Genomic DNA, 18,134 nt, shown 5'->3' on the forward strand with positions numbered 1-18,134 from the left:
GTGGGTTTCTTTACGCTGACCGCAACAGAGCAGTCTACCACGCCCGCCTCTCCATATAAAGCAACAAGAAAAAAGAAAAAACGGGGCCGTCATGCTATTGACAGTCCTCGTTCATATCAGTGAAGCTGAAATTCCCCGCCATTCATTCCTATGCTGGGGCGGGCTCCAGAGGCGCTTGGACTGGAAATCCGCTTCTTCCTACGCGGCTTTTGTAAAACATGATTGCAAGTCGATCCAAGAAGGAAGTTATAATGACAAAGATAAGAAATAAAGAAAAGGGAGGAAATGTCTTGATAAATAAGTAGATTTTCCACTATCATCTGTGTAATCTGATGGTGGTGTTTTTTTGGTCATAGTATCACTTATGATTACACGTGATTCCAATGTATAATCAAGAAAAAAATCCTTATAAATAAATACAATTAAAAAAACTTAAATGTGTAACTTTGTAGTGAATGTAGTCTACCACCAGAATCGTTAGATTTTTTTATGCATTTTTAGGCGTATGTCTCCAAACAATTTATAGAAAACCGAGGGATAGCGTTGCGTGGCTATTTGGTGACGAAAAGGAGCATTCTTGCAAGGGAAAACGTGGGTATGGGAAAGCATCCTGCTCCTTTTGAACATAACGAACAAAAGCAGCACCAAGCGTACCGCATCTTGCGGGAGCTGCTAGAGCCTAGCGATCCGAAATAAAAGCAAAGGCGAACAAAACCAAACGCCGCGTTCCCTAGTAATTGGGTACGCGGCGCTCTGTATTTACTGTTGAAAAAATTTAACCGGAAATGGGATATTTTCGAATTACCGATCGTGTTGTATGTAGGAGGCGAAAACATGGAAAGCAATTCTTTAGCGCGTACGGATAAAGAATTGGCTGAACTCTATCAACGGCATGCAGATCTAGTGTATAGGTTGTGCTATATCTATTTGAAAAACCCTGTTGATGCAGAAGACGCTGTTCAATCTGTATTTATAAAACTCATCCAATCTCAAATGGTTTTTAATGATTATGAGCATGAAAAGGCGTGGTTGACGGTAACTACCCGAAATCACTGCAAGGACATTTTAAAAAGTTGGTGGAAAACCCGCCGTGTGGCTTTAGACACTTTGCCGGAAGTTCCTTCTTGGAACGGTTATGAATCATCAGGGAAGGTGCTTGCAAGATTGCTTTCACTTCCCGAAAAATACAAAACCGTGTTATATCTTTACTATTTCGAGGGGTACTCGGTAAGAGAAATATCAGAGATGTTAGGACACAAGGAAAGCACGATCCAAACGCAGCTATCCAGAGGCCGAAAACTCCTTAAACTTGACCTGGGAGGGAATTATCTTGAGTGACAAGCATATTAATCGGCTATTTGAAGCAATTACGCCAAACACGGAGCAAAAAGAAAAAATGTTACAGAACATTTTAGTACAGAGCCAGAATGAAAATAAAAGACGGAGAGAGCTTGCTCCCGTGAAACGTTGGAGACCTGCGATTCTGTGTGCCATACTGATTGGCTGTTTAACCTCAACTGCTTTGGCAGCGGCATATATGGGATTGGATGAAGCATTTTTGAAATTTTTGAAGCCGGTAAATCAGGAGCAGGCACATTATTTGTCAAATGGCGCTTATGTAATTAACAAGCAAGTGGAAAACGAAAATGGAACGCTTACCATTAAGCAAGCGATCGGCGACAGTAATACGACCTATATCCTAATGGACTTTACTGCTCCGAAAGGCACGGTGTTAAATGCGGAAGGATACCGTTTTGAGTTTCCCGATCTTACCTATGATGGGGCGGGACGTGATAAATTCCAGCGTAGTTACGAGTTCCAAGTGCTAGACGATGGCAATCCTAATGACAATAAAATTAGCTTGGTTATGAGTATCGGGACCGACAATTCCATAACAGGCAAAGGCAAAACCTTTGATTTCTCAGTCGAAAATTTACAAGCAGTCAATCCGCTTACGAAAATTTTTGAAACAGTTATACCGGGTTCTTGGGGAACAGCGCTTAAGCTGGATTTCAAGGATACTTCTCGTCTTTATCAGATTGATCAAGACATCACCCTGTATGGGTATAAGGCCGTTTTCAAAACGATCTCGATTTCGCCCATTTCAATAACTTTAAAGATTGACAGCAATTACTTGAAAGAAATCTACAATTTCACTCTCGGCTTGAGGCAAGAAGATGGTAGAGGTCCCCATTTGGATCATTTCCCAATCACGATAAACTATAAAGACGGTACCTCAGAAACGACAAACTTTTTTACCGGATCAACTAGAATGGATTTAATGACTGGCCAAATGATCACGACCAAATCTTTTCAAAATCTTATCAATGATAAGGAAATCGCATCTGTCGTATTTTTTGATAAAGAATTTCCGATTAAAGACTGAATCTCCATTACACTAAAGTAAGTGTCAAATGCTCTCATGCGTACCTAGCTTGGCTATGCGCGCTGGGGGCTATTTGACGCTGGGCCCTATGAACTACTGACCGAGTAAAAATAGCCGCCCCAATCGCTCTACCCCCCGTTCCCCAGCCGCACTTCCTCGACGATCGCCCGGGCCCCTTCGTCGATCCGTTCCCGCTGCGCCCGCGAACCGCTGATGCGGATAAACTTCTGCAGCTAGACCCGATCCGACGGTTGTATACCTCGGCCGCAAGGTGATACACGTCCGATTGACGGATGATCTGGCTGCTATTGAAGAAAAGATTGAAATTGACCACCAACAAACAAGGACGGTTATTAGCGAGAAGTTGGGACGGCATATGAGGGATATTATAAACGAGCTGCAGCGGCGATAAACCCAAATCCCCGAGAGACTAAGCAAGCGGGGTAGGTTTTTTTAGAAAGTTATCGAAGCCGAACTTCTTTAAAGCAACACTTCTTGTGCTCGCCAATTGTCGCAACCAAGAGTTAGTAGCATACCCAACTGACACGTAGCAGATAGTACTGTGCGCCAATTATAAATTACAAACAATATTGGGTGTTTATTACAAGCTTATTTTTTATGGATGAAATCCAAATTATACAGTTGACAATCCACATAAAGATCGAGGGGCAACTCAGGATCATGGAGTCTTCAAAATGAACTACAAATGCTTCATGATCGTAATTCGATCACTCAAGATGATCAGCTAGTACAAGAAATCTACCTTGATCAACCCAAAAACGATTTAAAAAGCTCGATGAACATTAACAGCTCGAAAGCCCTGTCACATGTTTGGAAGGAGACCGCCCGAACGTAGAGAGGATACAGGCGACTGGAAAACATGTGGCAGGGCTTCCCCATGCACAACCATTGAAGAACAACGTTTTTTACTTCCCCAATTTGTTATACAGAGTGGCCCGCGATATGCCGAGTCTTTTCGCGGCGGCTTGCTTGTTGCCGTTTTCCAGCTCGATGGCGCGCAATATGACACGGCGCTCGTGTGCCTCGATTTCCTCTTGCAAGGAAAAGAGATCAGGCGGGAGCTCAATCGGTACCTGTTTCGTCTGAGATTGCAAGGAATACGGCAAATCTTCTTCTTTGATAATGCCGTCTGTCGCAAATACTACCAATCGTTCGATGGCATTTCGCAGCTCGCGAATGTTGCCTGGCCAGTCGTATTGAAGCAAGTTTTGCATCACATTTTGCGAGATGGCATGGATAGGACGGTTATAACGTAACGAGAATTCATAGAGAAAAAAGTGGGCGAGTTCAATCGTATCTTCAATGCGTTCTCGAAGCGGAGGAATTTTTAGCGTCACGACATTGAGTCGATAGAATAGGTCTTGGCGAAACTTCCCTTCCTTCACTACCTCCTCCAAATTTTTATTCGTGGCGGCAACCACGCGGAAATCCGCCTCAATCTGCTTGGTCCCTCCGACCGAATAATACTTTTTCTCTTGAAGCACGCGAAGCAGCTTCACTTGCATATCGAGCGGCATTTCTCCTACCTCGTCGAGAAACAGCGTTCCTCCACGTGCCAGCTCAATCATTCCTTTTTTTCCTTTTTGATCCGCACCAGAAAAGGCACCTTTCTCGTATCCGAACAGCTCGCTTTCAAACAAAGTAGGCGAAATTGCGCCGCAGTTGATGGCGATAAAGGGCGCATTGGAGCCTTCCCGTACATCATGCACGGCTTTGGCGAAAAGCTCCTTGCCGACGCCGCTTTCCCCTGTGATCAGGACGGTTGCTTGTGTTGCACTGAGCTTTTGGATCATGGACTTGATATGGCGAATAGGGAGGCTCGTTCCCTTGATCTGTGCAAATGGATCGGGCGTCGGACTGAGCTTTGCCATTTCTTGTTGCAAGTGATTCACTTTTTTATTGGCATTCAACAGCTCCTGGTTCAGTCGGACTTGGCTCGTGATATCCGTTTCCGCCGCAACAGCACCGATGATTTTGTCATGCAAATAGATCGGGTTGGTATTGATGAGCACGACGAGATCCTCACGTGGCTGATGCTGATGACGGTAGAGAGACTGTCCGCTTTGTAGAGATTTGAGTGTTTCGAGCATTTCGAGCGGGAAAAATTCGGTGATCGGGCGACCAATCGTTTCTTTTGCTTTCAAGGAAAAGATTCGTTCAGCGCCTTCTGTCCAAACCATCACACGCGCTTTTTCATCGATGACGGATATGGAGGCATCCATGGTCTTAATCATCGTCTCGAAATACGCTTCCAAGATCTCGTACGAGGAAAAAATGGCTTGTATGACTGAACCTCGATGAAGGTAGCCGACAGGGACTCCAGGCTGTTTTTCGATCAGGAGATAGTTGTGAGTAGCTAACAGACGGATGGCATCGGCTAATGTTGAATCCAGTATCGTCACAGCAGCTGGTTCCCAAGGGGCTTGTGTGAAATCGATCGTCAAATGGGCGGTGAAATGAGAGGAATCGGCGACATACCAGTTGGTTTGACGCTGGGCAAATACAGGAATGGTTTCGTCCAGCTGAGGAGGGAGAAGCTCTTGATCGTTGAAAATCCGCATGTTTGTCTGTATCAACTCGGTTAAGGAAGGAAGTTTGTGATTCAACGTGATCATCCCTTTTAAAAGAGGTCGTTCAAGTGTATAAAATTTTGAACATTTTCTCATTTATTATACATTCGCTCTTTTTGTTGTCAAAGAATTTAGACGAAATGTTTTGAGAATCTTGCTTGGAACGATTGGCATGGCTTTTGCAAAAACAAAAAAGAAGTAAGAGAGTAGCAGAATACGCATTTGAGGAGAATCAGCATGACAGTACAAACCCATGCGCAGATTGCGGTAATCGGCGGTGGCATCATCGGCGCGGCGATTGCGTATTACGCTGCGAAGGCTGGATTGGATGTCGTTGTCCTGGAAAAAGGCGAGCTGGCATCGGGGACGTCCTCGCGCTGTGACGGGAATATTTTGGCGATCGACAAGGACCCCGGCTTTGACAGTCAGATGTCCCTGAAAAGCCAGATGCTCGTTGATCAGTTAAGCCGGGAGCTGGGCCATACGTTTGAATATCGGGCACCGGGGAGCATTCTCGTCTGCGAATCAGAGGCTGAGATGGAAGCCGCCCAAGAATGGGTGCGACGGCAAAAAGAAGCAGGATTGCCGTTTCGGATGCTGGATAGGGCGGATATTCGGCAGGAGTCGCCTTACTTTGCCGACGACTTGCTGGGAGGCTTGGAGTGCGCCACCGATTCCACCGTCAATCCGTACATGCTGACCTTTGCCCTGTTTGAAGGAGCGAAAAAGCATGGAGCGAGGATTATGCGGCGTACAGAGGTTAAGTCGCTCAGACGTGATCAGGCGACGGGAACGTTTCACATCGGGCTTGGTACAGGCAGCATGACAGCCAAGCAGGTCGTCAACGCAGCGGGGGTGTGGGCGCCAGTCATTGGCCAAATGGTCGGGGTGGACATTCCGATTGTTCCGCGCAAAGGGCATTTGATCGTCGCCTCGAGACAGATGCCTGTCGGCGTACGAAAGGTGATGGAGTTCGGCTATCTCATCTCGAAGTTTGGCGGCGTGCGACAAGTAGACGAGGAGACAGAGAAGTACGGAGTCGCGCTCGTTTTTGAACCGACAGAAAGCCAGAACTTCTTGATTGGCTCCAGTCGTCAGTTTGCAGGCTTCGACACGCGGATTGATCTGAATGTAATCAGATGCATGGCGAGAAGAGCACTGCGCTTTTACCCGAAGATCGCAGACTTCGCCATCATCCGCACCTATTGCGGTTTGCGCCCGTGGACAGAGGATCACTTGCCAATTATTTCTCGCGTAGAGGAAGTACCCGGTTACTTTATCGCGGCTGGTCATGAAGGAGATGGAATCAGTCTGGCTGCCGTCACAGGCAAGCTGGTGTCCGAGATGCTGATCGATCAGACAGACACCATCATTCCGACAGAGCCGCTGCGCTTGGACCGGTTTACGAAAAAAGGAGTGTTGCATCCATGAAAGCAACGAGGGTGTTTACCACCATTGACACACATACTGGGGGAAACCCTACCCGCACGGTAATCAGTGGTCTGCCAAAGCTTACCGGAACCACGATGGGAGAAAAAATGCTCCAGATGAAGGACGAGTACGACTGGATTCGCACGTTTTTGATGTATGAGCCGCGCGGGCATGATGTGATGTCCGGGGCCTTGATCGTTGATCCATGCCATCCAGATGCGGATGTAGGAGTGATCTATATCGAGACAGGCGGATACTTGCCGATGTGTGGCCACGATACGATCGGTCTATGTACCGCTCTGGTAGAGACAGGCATGATCCCCGTGACGGAGCCGGTGACAAGGCTAACGCTCGATACCCCAGCAGGATTGGTCGAGGTAGATATACAGGTAGAGGGAGGGAAAGCCAAGGAAGTATCGTTTGTGAACATTCCAGCCTTCCTCTATCAAAAAGATGTGACTGTTGAAGTAGAAGGGATTGGAGCGGTGACCTGCGATATTGCGTACGGTGGAAACTTTTATGCCATCACAGATGCACGCAAGCTCCATCTCGAACTGACGCCAGCCCATGCATCCGCCATTGTCGATACGGCCGTTACGATTCGAAAAGCGATTAATCAGGCGATGGAGATCGTTCATCCAGCGAAGCCGTTTATTCGCGGACTGACCCATGTGGAGTTCTATACGGCTCCAGACAATCCGGGAGCGGATGTGAAAAATACCGTCGTCGTACCGCCGGGCGGAATAGACCGATCGCCATGTGGAACAGGCACTTCCGCCAAGCTGGCGACTTTGTTTGCCAAAGGGGAGATCGGGATAGACGAACCGTTTGTGCATGAGAGCATCGTCGGTTCTCTGTTTACAGGAAGAGTGCTACAGGTGACGGAGGAAGGGGGGCTACCTGCTGTCATCACCCGAATTGCAGGCTCGGCCTGGCTGATGGGCAAGCATACGATTTTTTATAATCCGGAAGACGAGCTGGCGAATGGTTTTTTGCTCATCCCAGCCGCCACTGATCATTAAAACAAAACCCAAATGGGAGAGGAGAATGAAAATGGCAAGATTTGAAGGAGTGTACGTGGCGATTGTCACGCCGTTTACAAACGATTATGAGGTGGATTACAAACGTTTGGCGGAATTGTGTGACTGGTTGATTCAGGAGGGAGTAGACGGACTGGTTCCGTCGGGTTCGCTGGGGGAATACGCGACAATGACAGGAGAGGAGCGGGCAAAAGTCATTCATACCGTGATCGCTGCCGCAAAAGGTAGAGTTCCGGTAGTCGTAGGCTCTGCTGCACCGTCTACCCGCCAAGCAGTGGAATGGGTGCAATTCTCCAAGGATGCGGGAGCAGCAGGCGTGATGGCCTTGCCTCCGATTAACTACAAGCCATTGGAAAATGAAGTGTTTGCTCACTACGAGGCACTGAACACTGTCGGGCTGCCGATTATTGCCTATAACAATCCTCACGACTACAAAATCGACCTGACACCGGACATTTTGGGAAGACTGGCGAAGTTCGAAAATATCGTCGCTGTGAAAGAATTCTCCGGCGACGTGCGCCGCATGCAGGATATTCTCGCCCAGACGGATCTGGAAGTTATGGTCGGTGTAGATGATCTCGTCATGGAGGGCGGCTTGATTGGGGCGACAGGTTGGATTTCGGGTGTGCCGAATGCGCTGCCGAAAGAAGGTGTGGAGCTGTTCCGTCTTGCACGGGCAGGCAAGCTCGGCGAAGCACAAGCGCTTTATCGTCGTTTGTTGCCGCTGTTCCACTATGATGCGAGTCCACAATTGGTGCAGTCGATCAAATACATGATGGAGCTGGCGAATTTCCCGGTGGGACCGACTCGTCCGCCACGTCTGCCGCTGTCTGAAGAATATTATGCAGGCATTAAAAAGGCGTTTGACTACGCAGTCGGCGCTGCAAGTGGACGATAAGGGAGGCGGGCAGGATGCACAGCAAAAACTGGATTGGCGGCGAATGGATGACGCCGTCAGGGAAGGAACTAACGGTCAAAAACCCGTCGCGTATCACAGAAGAAGTCGGCGTTCTGCATCTGTCTGATCGGTCACATGTTTTTGCGGCTGAACAGGCAGCTCGTGCGGCACAGATCGGTTGGGCAAAACAAACGGGGGCGGCTCGTGGCGAAATCCTTTTTCAAATGGCTGCCACATTAGAAGCAAATGCAGATAGCTTGGCACAGCTGGCAAGCCGGGAAATGGGCAAGCAGCTTGGCGAGATGCGCGGAGAAGTGGCGCGCGGGGTCAGTCTGTTGCGCTATTATGCTGGAGAGGGGATGCGTTCCAACGGCAACCTGATTCCTTCTTCAGATACGAATGTTCTGCAATACAGCCGTCGTGTCCCGCTCGGAGTCGTGGCGGTCATCACACCATGGAATTTTCCTGTTGCGATCCCCATCTGGAAAATCGCCCCTGCACTCATTTGCGGGAACACAGTCATCTGGAAGCCAGCGGAAAATGGCTCGCTTACGGCGACACGACTGGCTGAAATATTTGCGGAAACGAAGCTGCCTGCGGGTGTGCTGAATCTGGTGATTGGCAAGGGGCGAGAGATCGGAAATACATTCACGAATGAAGCCGAAGTCGATGCAGTCAGCTTTACTGGCTCATCGGAAACAGGCAGACAGATTGCTATCGCATGCGCGGGTCGCAATATGAAATATCAAACCGAAATGGGCGGAAAAAATGCGGCAGTCGTTTTGGCTGATGCTGATCTGGATAAAACTGTTCCGATTTTGCTCAGTGGCGCGTTTCGATCGGCTGGTCAAAAATGTACGGCAACCAGCAGGATCATTGTAGAGAAGGCGATCTATCAGCCACTGGTCGAGCGATTGAAATCAGCTATGGAGACATGCCGGGTAGGAGATGCCAGTGATCTGGAAGCGTATTTGGGTCCTGTTGCCTCGGCTGCACAGTTTGAGACGGTTGGGCAATACATCGCCTTGGCGAATGAGGAAGCGTCAGTCATTGCCCAAAGCCCCTCATATGCAAAAGAGGAGCAAGGCTATTACATCCGTCCCCAAATTGTCGAGGGTGTCGCTGCCGATCATCGCCTCGTTCAGGAGGAAGTGTTCGGACCATTGGCTGTGCTTTTGACAGCAGACGGTTTTGACGAGGCAGTGCAGTTGTGCAACCAGTCCGTGTACGGACTGAGCGCTTCGCTGTTCACCCGAGATTTGGCGAGTGCCCACCGCTTCTTGGATGTGGCGCAGGCGGGGATGGTTCGGGTCAATCAGGAGACGGCAGGTGTAGAATACCAGGCTCCATTTGGCGGCATGAAGCTGTCCAGCTCACATACACGGGAGCAGGGTCAGGCGGCGCTTGATTTCTACAGTACGACGAAAACATGCGCGATCAAATACGCGTGGTGATCCATCAAATAATTGCCAATTGCATAAAAAGGTGAGGATGTCATGCACATCAATCAGTTGTTTACGACGATCGAGGCCCATACCGGAGGGGAGCCGCTGCGCATCATAACAGGCGGCATCCCACCGCTCGCGGGCAAGACGATTCTGGAGAAGCGACGATACTTTCGGGAGGAGCTGGATCATATCCGGCGGGTACTCATGTATGAACCGCGCGGGCATCATGGTATGTACGGGTGTGTCATGACAGAGCCCGTCAGCCCGGATGCGGCATTTGGAGTGCTGTTCATGCATAACGAGGGCTACAGTACAATGTGCGGGCATGGAATCATTGCGGTAGTGACAGCAGCCATTGAGACTGGAATACTTCGGCGAAAAGATTCAACAGAGCGTATTGTGATTGACAGTCCGGCAGGAAGAATCATTGCACACGCCACTGTGAAAGAATCGCTGGTTCATTCCGTCTCGTTTGAAAATGTCCCCTCCTTTGTTTTGGCACAGGACGTTTCCATTGAGTGGGGAGGACGTACTTTTTCTGTGGACATTTCTTTTGGCGGAGCATTCTATGCAGTAGTACAAGCGGATGATCTCGGGGTTCAGGTGGATATTGAACAACTGGCCGAGCTGCAAGAGTGGGGCAGACGAATCAAGGAACAAATCGAGGCGAAAATGGAGGTCGTTCATCCGTTGGAGCCTGAGCTCAAAGGAATTTACGGGGTGATTATCTCGGATAAGCCGAGAGTGGAAGGATCAGACCTGCGCAACGTGACGATTTTCGCCGACAAGCAGATCGATCGCTCCCCATGCGGTACAGGTACTGCGGCTCGCGTAGCCACCTTGCATGCACGAGGCAAGCTGGCTCTTGGAGAATCGTTTGTCCATGAAGGAATTGTCGGAAGCCAGTTTATCGGCAAGGTGGTAGCAACCACGCAGGTGGGGAGTTATCCGGCTGTCATCCCGAGCATAGAAGGAAAGGCGTTTATCACAGGTCTGCATCAATTTGTCGTTGACCCTACCGACCCACTGAAAGACGGATTTTTACTGCGATAGGATCGTTTGCGAGAAAAAGGAGGTTGCCGATCACGGGCAGCCTCTTTTTCATCCCTCAAAAAGCCTGGTCACAATACTGCCACGCATTGGGACATCAGCATTTTTTCCCTTCTTCTGGTATAATGGACAAGATTGAATTTAGGAGTAAAGGGGTTGAATTTTTTGCCGTACAAAGCGTTAATTGAAGCGCATGTGGGTAGCTGGGAAGTCGCATTCGTGCTCTTGATCGTTGCCTACATCCTGTATCGCGTGGGCAAAGCAAAAGCAGGCAAGATCGTACATATGCTGCTCAGACTCATGATGGTCATCATTCTTGTATCCGGAGCTTGGATGCTTTTCGTGGGTCACGCAACAGATTTCTATTACTACGTGAAGGGCATCATCGCGGTTATCGCCTTTGGTTTGATGGAAATGTCCCTGGGCAAAGCAAAGAGACAAGAAGGCAGCATTGGCTTCTTTATCGGCTGTATTGTCGTTTTGGTGCTGGTTATTCTGCTTGGCTATCGCGTATTTATGTAAGATAGGCAATACGGGAAGGAAGAGGGTTTCCTCGCAAGAAATATTTGCGGGCGAAAGCCCTTTTTTTGTTTGTACGGGTATGGACAAGTCAATTAGCAAAGGGAGGGATGGGGCCATATTACTCTATGTTCATATGTTAGAGGGGAGAGGTGAGGAAGAAAAATGGCCTATCCTTCTGACAGTCAATTCATCCCGTTTATGCTCGGGGGAAGTCCATTCGCAGACGTCCCAAACGATGAAAGTCCCGGCTCAACTGACATGGTAGGAAACGCTACGTTTCCCGTTGCCTTTTTGGCGTACGATGGAACGAATCTCTACTTTCGGATGCGAGTCAATGAAGATCCAAGAAATTCGCAAAAAACAGGCTTTCAAAACTTTGCTTGGGGTTATCTGATCAATACAAACGGAGTGACAGGCACATATCAGTGGATGCTGGGCGTGCAAGGCTTGCGCAATCGCATAGCCCTGATTCAAAACACGGTTATAGAAGTCAACTCATGGAATGATCCGGCAGAGGGCACAAACGGCAGTGGAGCACCCAACTGGCAAGCGCCGATTATCAATTTTGACACGGCTCGTGTGCGCTTAACGAATGATGGCTCAAATTTTAGCGGCAATCCCGATTACTTCATCGATCTCGTCATGCCGGCAGCTACTTTTTTTTCAACGATCGGTGTTACCTCCCTTACTTCCGTTCGCTTCCTCCCCTTTACTTCTGCAAATGACAACAATTACAACAAAGATTCTCTGCGAATCAGTGAAGGCTTTAGCTTTGAAAATTCCTTGAGCAATACGACTACGGTAGCAACAGGAGACGTACGGGCCAGCCTTGCCATCGACAAGCAAGTAACAGCAGGACCAGCCGTCGTTACCACAGGACAACTATCACAATGGACAGGATCGATCACTGTCACCAATACCGGGAAGAGTCAGGCAACGACAGTTGTTGTCAACGATTTGATCGAGCTGGATCAGGTAACGGCTTTTACGGTAAACGCAACAAGTATCGGCTCTGTGATCTACAATTCCCTCACGAAGGTGCTCAGCTGGACGATCGGCAATTTGGCTGCTGGTTCTACTGCCAGCTTGTCATTTACGGTTAGTGGAGTTTTCGCGGTCTCTCCCGGCGGAACACGGCGATTAAACACAGCGACAGTCACGGGTGTAGACAGCTTTTCTGGCGGGACGCTTTCCCCTGTCCAGGATAATATCGTCATCACGGTTAACTTGGCTGGTAGTGTTGCTGGGGTGGTGCTTGACCAATCCACGAACTTGCCTGTTGCAGGTGCGCAGGTCGCGCTGTATGATTCGATTCCTGTCCTAATCGGAACGACGACAACAGACACAGATGGTGCCTATTCGTTTACCGGATTGGCTCCTGGTCTGTATTCTGTGTCGGTGACCGCGCCGACTTATGACCCCAAAATCCAGTTCGTGAGCGTTTTGGCAGGGCAGACCACAAGAGCGGACATTTTGCTTCCTCCGAGTCCAGGGCAGGTGAACGGGACGGTAACAGATACCGGATTGGCCCCCATCTCAGGGGCAGTGATCAAGCTCATTAATACGACAGGCGTGACCGTAAACCAGGCAGTGACTGGCGGCGGGGGGACCTATCTGTTTACCAATGTCGTGCCGGGTGCCTACACCCTGGCAGTCAGTGCAGATACATTCCAACCAGCAACCGTTGCAATCAATGTTATTCGAGCTCAGACGACTACACAAAATGTAGCGCTCCAAACATCCGTTGCCCAGCTCTCCGGACTGGTAACAGGTCCTGGCGGTATACCGATTGCCGGGGCATTGGTGGAAGTGCTGAACCAGACAGGTATTACGCTGACGGAAACGACTACAGATGGAGCTGGCACGTATCTGCTGACCAAGCTCGCAGGAGGTATTTATCAAATCCGTGTCAGTGCCGCGGGTTTTTCCACACAATTAGCTGGAATCAGTCTGCAAGCGGGCGATGCCAAGGTTCTTAATTTTTCTTTGATGACTTCATTTGGAACGGTAAGTGGAACCATTTCCGATGCGCAAACGGGTGAGGGAATCCCAAATGCGAGCATTAAGGTGGTAACGCGCTCGGGGATTGCTGTAGGAGAGACATTAACCGACGTGAATGGAGACTACACTTTATCCTTGCTTGGTCCAGAAAACTATGTCCTTACGGCTTCTGCAGAGGGGTATGCGGGCAAAACAGTTGGGATAGATATCAATGCTGGAGCTACTACGCCGGTTGACCTCCAATTGGAAAAACTGGCAGGGGTACTGAATGGGACTGTCTCGGACACAGGGAGCAATCCGCTTGGCAATGCCACTGTCATTGTTATGAAGGGAATTGTTCCTGTGGCGCAGACCATTACCGATAGCGCTGGTACCTTTTCCTTTCCACACTTGGCCCCAGGCACGTATACCGTAACCGCTTCTACTTCTGGTTATTCCACTGTTGTGTTGGGGGCAACTGTACAGCCTCAGGAAATATCGTCCCTTGCCTTCGTCCTGCAAGCTTCTCCGGGATCAATCGCAGGACAGGTGGTCGACAACAGCAATCAGCCGATTCAGGGTGCCACTGTCATTATTAGGGATAATACGGCAGCAGGTGCTGTTGTCGCTACTGTATTGACTGATGGGAACGGACAGTATGTGGTACCTAATCTGCTACCGCAGGCGTACGTTGTCATCGTATCTGCTCCGAATCAAACGACAGTGATCTCGGGGGCAATCGTCACTTCATTGACGACAACAACAGTGAATGTACGGCTGGCAGACTTGCCGGGAAGTATTTCAGGTTCTATTTTTGATGCTACCTCGGGTCTTCCGATCACAGGTGCTTCGATAGTAGTTAGTGTGTTGAACCAAGCGGGGGCAATCGTCGCTCATGCCAGCAGCGATCTTTCTGGCGGTTACGAGATCACAGGGCTTGCACCGGGCGTTTACACCATTACCGCCCGTGCTGCCAATTATGAAACGAACAGTGCTTCCGCCACTGTACTAGCGAATACGAATACGACTGTCAACTTATCATTGTTTGCGAGTCCGGGTGAGGTCCAAGGGCAGGTGCTCGCTTCAGGGACGTTACAGCCGATTGCCGGTGCCCAAGTAAATGCACTCGATTTCAATGGCTCCATCGTGCATTCGGTATACAGCGATAGTCAAGGAAGCTTTGTTATTACGGGCTTGGCTCAAGGTCAATACGTTATCCGTGCATCAGCGGATGGCTTTCAGTCCAATCATGTCGGAGCCATTGTGCACGCGAATACCACTACTCCTGTCCAGCTCCAGCTCAATCAGGATATCGGTTTTATTAATGGTACAGTAGCACCTGTCGTACCGGGAGCCACCATTCAATTGTTTGATATCAATAACCTGTTGGTCGGTACTGTCGTCGCAGATGGGAATGGGGCATTTTCATTTTTGGGAGTCGCACCAGGCTCTTATATCCTTATAGCTACGGCTCCAGGCTACGCTGTTCAATCTGTTGGGGCGATTGTACAGCCTGGGCAGACGGTTAGCGCTTCATTTACGCTTACCCCGAATCCGGCCAGTATATCTGGAACTGTGCAAGACACGGGGATGCAGCCGATTGTCAATGCCGTTGTCCGTATGCTGGATTTGAATGAGACGACAATAGGCTTTGGTTATACGGATTCAAACGGGGCCTATACAATTGGCAACCTGCCTGCCGGATCATTTGTCGTGGTGGCAAGCGCCCCTGAATATGTTACAGGCTCGGTTGGTGTTACACTTGGACCCGGTGATAATAAGACCGGAGTAGACTTCACTCTTGAGGCAAATGCAGGCGGGATTAGTGGACAGGTGACGGACGCGACGAATCCCGCGGTATTCATTGCAGGCGCCGTTGTACTGATTCGTTCCATAAGTAACGGAAATGTAGTGGCTACAGCAAGTACCGACCAGACGGGCAGTTATTTGATTCAACATCTGTTGCCTGGTGCTTATACCGTCACGGTAAGTGCGCCTAGCTATGCTGATCAATCAGTAGGGGCCAATGTAGTCAGTGGAGAAACGACGGGGGCTAGTGTGGCGCTCTTGCCAATGCCTGGGTCCATCGTGGGAAGCGTCATAAACAGCTTGGGGACACCTGTTACAGGTAGCGAAATCAACGTCAAGCTGTTGGATAGCAATCAAGCCGTCAAACAGAGCCTGCTCGCGAATGAATTGGGTGTATTTTTCATTGGGAGTGTCGCTCCCGGCGTTTACACCGTGATCGCGTCAGCGACTGGCTATGCCGTAGGAAGTATCGGCGTGATCGTGACGGCCAATGCTGCAACTTCAACGACCGTCACGTTACCTGACTTGCCTGCGGCTATTTACGGTGTGGTGACGAATCAGATGTCGGGATTCGGGATTCCGGGAAGCACCGTACTCATTACAGATGGCCAAGGAGTTGTGCTTGCTCAATTATTGACAGACGATCAAGGCAATTTTTTGGCAGAAAAGCTTCCGCCGGGTGTCGTAAATGTAACTGTTTCTGCGCCGAATTTTGTATCCGTTTCACAGGCGGTTATTTTGCAAGGGGGCATTACCACCAACTATCAGCAGGCATTAGTTCCCAATCCCGGCAGTTTATCCGGTGTTGTGACTGATCTGGAGACGGGCTTGCCGATCATTGGCGCAACAGTTATCGTCTACGACAGTACTCGTGCCGCTGTGGGCTCCGTACTGACAGATGCAAATGGTAACTTTTCGCTTGATAGGTTGGCTCCTGGAGGATACACCGTCAATGTCAATGCAACTGGATATGCAAGCGATGTAGCTGGCGCACTGATACAATCAGGGGTGGTGTCTGTATTAAGCTTTGCGTTAAACGAGCTGCCCGGTGGGATAGCTGGTACAGTGCGAGAGGAAGGTTCGGCCTCGCCGATTGCCGGTGCGGTCATTACGGTTCGACAAGGAAGTCCGTCTGGAACGATACTGGCTATTGTCCTGACGAATGCGCAGGGTCAGTATATGGTGAGTGGACTGTCTCCTGGGAGCTATACACTGATCGCAAGTGCTACGGGATTCGCTGCTGAGGCATCAACAGCTATGGTCGGATTGGGGGCGACTACCGGCCTTGATTTTTCTTTGCAGAATCTGCCTGCGAATGTCACAGGCGAAATTAGTGACGCCCTTCTCAGTACACCTTTGCCGAATACACTTGTCCGCTTGCTGGGCAACAATAACACGATTCTCTTTTCTACCCAGACAGACGCTCAAGGGATATACTTCATTGATGGATTTGTGGCTGGCAATTACACGATTTTGGCAAGGAACGAAAGCTATCAGAGGGAGAGTGTCTCCTTTGATGTAGCTCCCGGGGGAACAGCTACAGTCAATATCCCACTGGACCCGAATCCTGGTATTTTGCAGGGCACTGTCAGGGATGCACTTGATGGTACGCCGCTGGTAGGAGCGGAAGTATTGATCTTTTTCCCTGGTACAAACAATTTGTTATCTCGTACCGTTACGGACGGTCTCGGCCAGTTTAAAATCGACGGCTTGGCTCCGTTAACCTATACACTTGCGATAAGCGCTCAAAACTACACCACCCAGCCTGTTGGTGCGACGATCTTTTCCGTGCAGACGACTACGATTGATGTGGGGCTTCCCCCCTTCCCAGCTACTGTAACAGGTCAGGTACAGGCTGCTGGCGGAGGCGTTGTTCCCAATGCATTGGTACAGGTGAAGGATTCACATGGAACATTGTTCGGAAGTGCAATCACGGATGACTCGGGCAATTTCTCTGTTGGTAACCTTCCGCCTGGGACCTATTTGATTAGCGCAAGTGAAGATAGCTACGCGACAGCAACACAAAGCATAACAGTGCCGACTGGACAGACAATAAGCGGAGTCATTCTCACGATGTCTCCTCTTCCAGGCAACATCATGGGACAGGTGACCAATCAGTTGACGGGACTCCCGATCACGGGAGCGGCTGTTAACGTGCAACTGTTTGCCAATGGCCAATTTATTGCCAACACCGTAACAAATCAGAGCGGGCAATTCCAGGTGAATGGCTTGACGGCCGGAGTTTACAATGTCATAGCAAGTGCAGATGGCTTCGGTACACATTACAGCACAGTTACGGTCGCAGGCGGGCAGACGACCGTAACGACAGTCGAGCTATTGCCATTCGTTGGAACGATATCCGGGATTGTCCTCTTGCCAGACGGAAGTCAAGCCAGCGGAAACAATATTCAATTGTCGTTATTTCATTCAAACCAGATTCGCCTGCAAAATATCCTGGCTGAGCCGGATGGCACATTCCATTTTGTCAATGTGGCGCCGGGGACGTATACCGTTATCGGGACCATCCCGGGCATTGGTACCGGTCAGGCAGAAGTAGTCGTTTTGCCGAACCAAACAACCTTTATCATCATCCGCCTTTCTCAAACGGGTACGATACAAGGAACGGTTCGATCTGGTTTAACAGGCTTGCCAGTTGCTGGAGCGACCGTATATGTGCAAACGGTAAATCAACCAAACAGAACGACTGTGGTCGTCCAAACAGACAGCTTCGGGAGGTACAAGGTGACTGGTCTTGCTCCTGGCACCTACTTGGTTGTAGCTAATGCGTTGGGGAGTGGAGAAGCGAGAGGGACAGCGACGCTAGGTGCAGGGGAAATCGTGACGCTCGACCTGGTTCTGGTTCCAGCAGCTATGAGTGGATCTTTTCGAGTCGCAACATGTCCGACCATCTTGTTTACCCCATTTTGATGTTCTGGAGAATTGCTCCACTAAAAAATAAAAATATGGCGGATAACTCCT

The 18,134-nt window shown here is 49.6% G+C and carries 10 protein-coding genes; 9 read left to right on the top strand and 1 reads right to left on the bottom strand.

Features of this window, described 5'->3' with window-relative positions; translation table 11 throughout:
- Positions 1-834: 834 nt before the first annotated feature.
- Together M3630_RS09800 and M3630_RS09805 are read left to right on the top strand one after the other, a co-directional pair.
- The gene (locus M3630_RS09800; protein ID WP_043072165.1) at positions 835-1,338 is read left to right on the top strand and encodes an RNA polymerase sigma factor; all 504 of its coding nucleotides are present in this window, start codon (positions 835-837) and stop codon (positions 1,336-1,338) included.
- Entirely contained in the window at positions 1,331-2,386 is a 1,056-nt protein-coding gene (locus M3630_RS09805; protein ID WP_251251964.1) for a DUF4179 domain-containing protein, read from the top strand. The genes M3630_RS09800 and M3630_RS09805 overlap by 8 nt, the downstream gene beginning before the upstream one ends.
- Before the next feature lie 926 nt (positions 2,387-3,312).
- Here the strand turns inward: M3630_RS09805 and M3630_RS09810 are convergent.
- A complete protein-coding gene (locus M3630_RS09810) occupies positions 3,313-5,073 on the bottom strand; it encodes a sigma-54 interaction domain-containing protein (protein ID WP_251251965.1) in 1,761 nt (586 codons plus the stop codon).
- 141 nt (positions 5,074-5,214) lie between these two features.
- Between M3630_RS09810 and M3630_RS09815 the strand changes: the two genes are divergently transcribed.
- The 7 genes from M3630_RS09815 to M3630_RS09845 all read left to right on the top strand — a co-directional run bounded on the left by M3630_RS09815 (position 5,215) and on the right by M3630_RS09845 (position 18,083).
- Positions 5,215-6,408 carry an NAD(P)/FAD-dependent oxidoreductase gene (locus M3630_RS09815; protein WP_251251966.1) on the top strand — a complete coding sequence of 398 codons (1,194 nt, stop codon included), beginning with the start codon at positions 5,215-5,217 and terminating at the stop codon, positions 6,406-6,408.
- Positions 6,405-7,430, top strand: a complete 1,026-nt coding sequence (locus M3630_RS09820) for a 4-hydroxyproline epimerase (RefSeq protein ID WP_251251967.1) — start codon at positions 6,405-6,407, stop codon at positions 7,428-7,430. The genes M3630_RS09815 and M3630_RS09820 overlap by 4 nt, the downstream gene beginning before the upstream one ends.
- 31 nt (positions 7,431-7,461) lie before the next feature.
- A complete protein-coding gene (locus M3630_RS09825) occupies positions 7,462-8,346 on the top strand; it encodes a dihydrodipicolinate synthase family protein (RefSeq protein ID WP_173612049.1) in 885 nt (294 codons plus the stop codon).
- Positions 8,347-8,360: 14 nt separating this feature from the next.
- Positions 8,361-9,800 carry an aldehyde dehydrogenase family protein gene (locus M3630_RS09830; RefSeq protein WP_251251968.1) on the top strand — a complete coding sequence of 480 codons (1,440 nt, stop codon included), beginning with the start codon at positions 8,361-8,363 and terminating at the stop codon, positions 9,798-9,800.
- Between the two features lie 42 nt (positions 9,801-9,842).
- On the top strand, positions 9,843-10,847 hold the full coding sequence (locus M3630_RS09835; RefSeq protein ID WP_173612047.1) for a proline racemase family protein: 1,005 nt from the start codon (positions 9,843-9,845) through the stop codon (positions 10,845-10,847).
- A 153-nt stretch (positions 10,848-11,000) separates the two neighbouring features.
- A complete protein-coding gene (locus tag M3630_RS09840; protein ID WP_007715853.1) occupies positions 11,001-11,366 on the top strand; it encodes a YisL family protein in 366 nt (121 codons plus the stop codon).
- Between the two features lie 162 nt (positions 11,367-11,528).
- Entirely contained in the window at positions 11,529-18,083 is a 6,555-nt protein-coding gene (locus M3630_RS09845) for a carboxypeptidase regulatory-like domain-containing protein (protein WP_251251969.1), read from the top strand.
- Positions 18,084-18,134: the final 51 nt, after the last annotated feature.

This window comes from Brevibacillus sp. MER 51, assembly GCF_023714195.1.
Taxonomy (GTDB): domain Bacteria; phylum Bacillota; class Bacilli; order Brevibacillales; family Brevibacillaceae; genus Brevibacillus.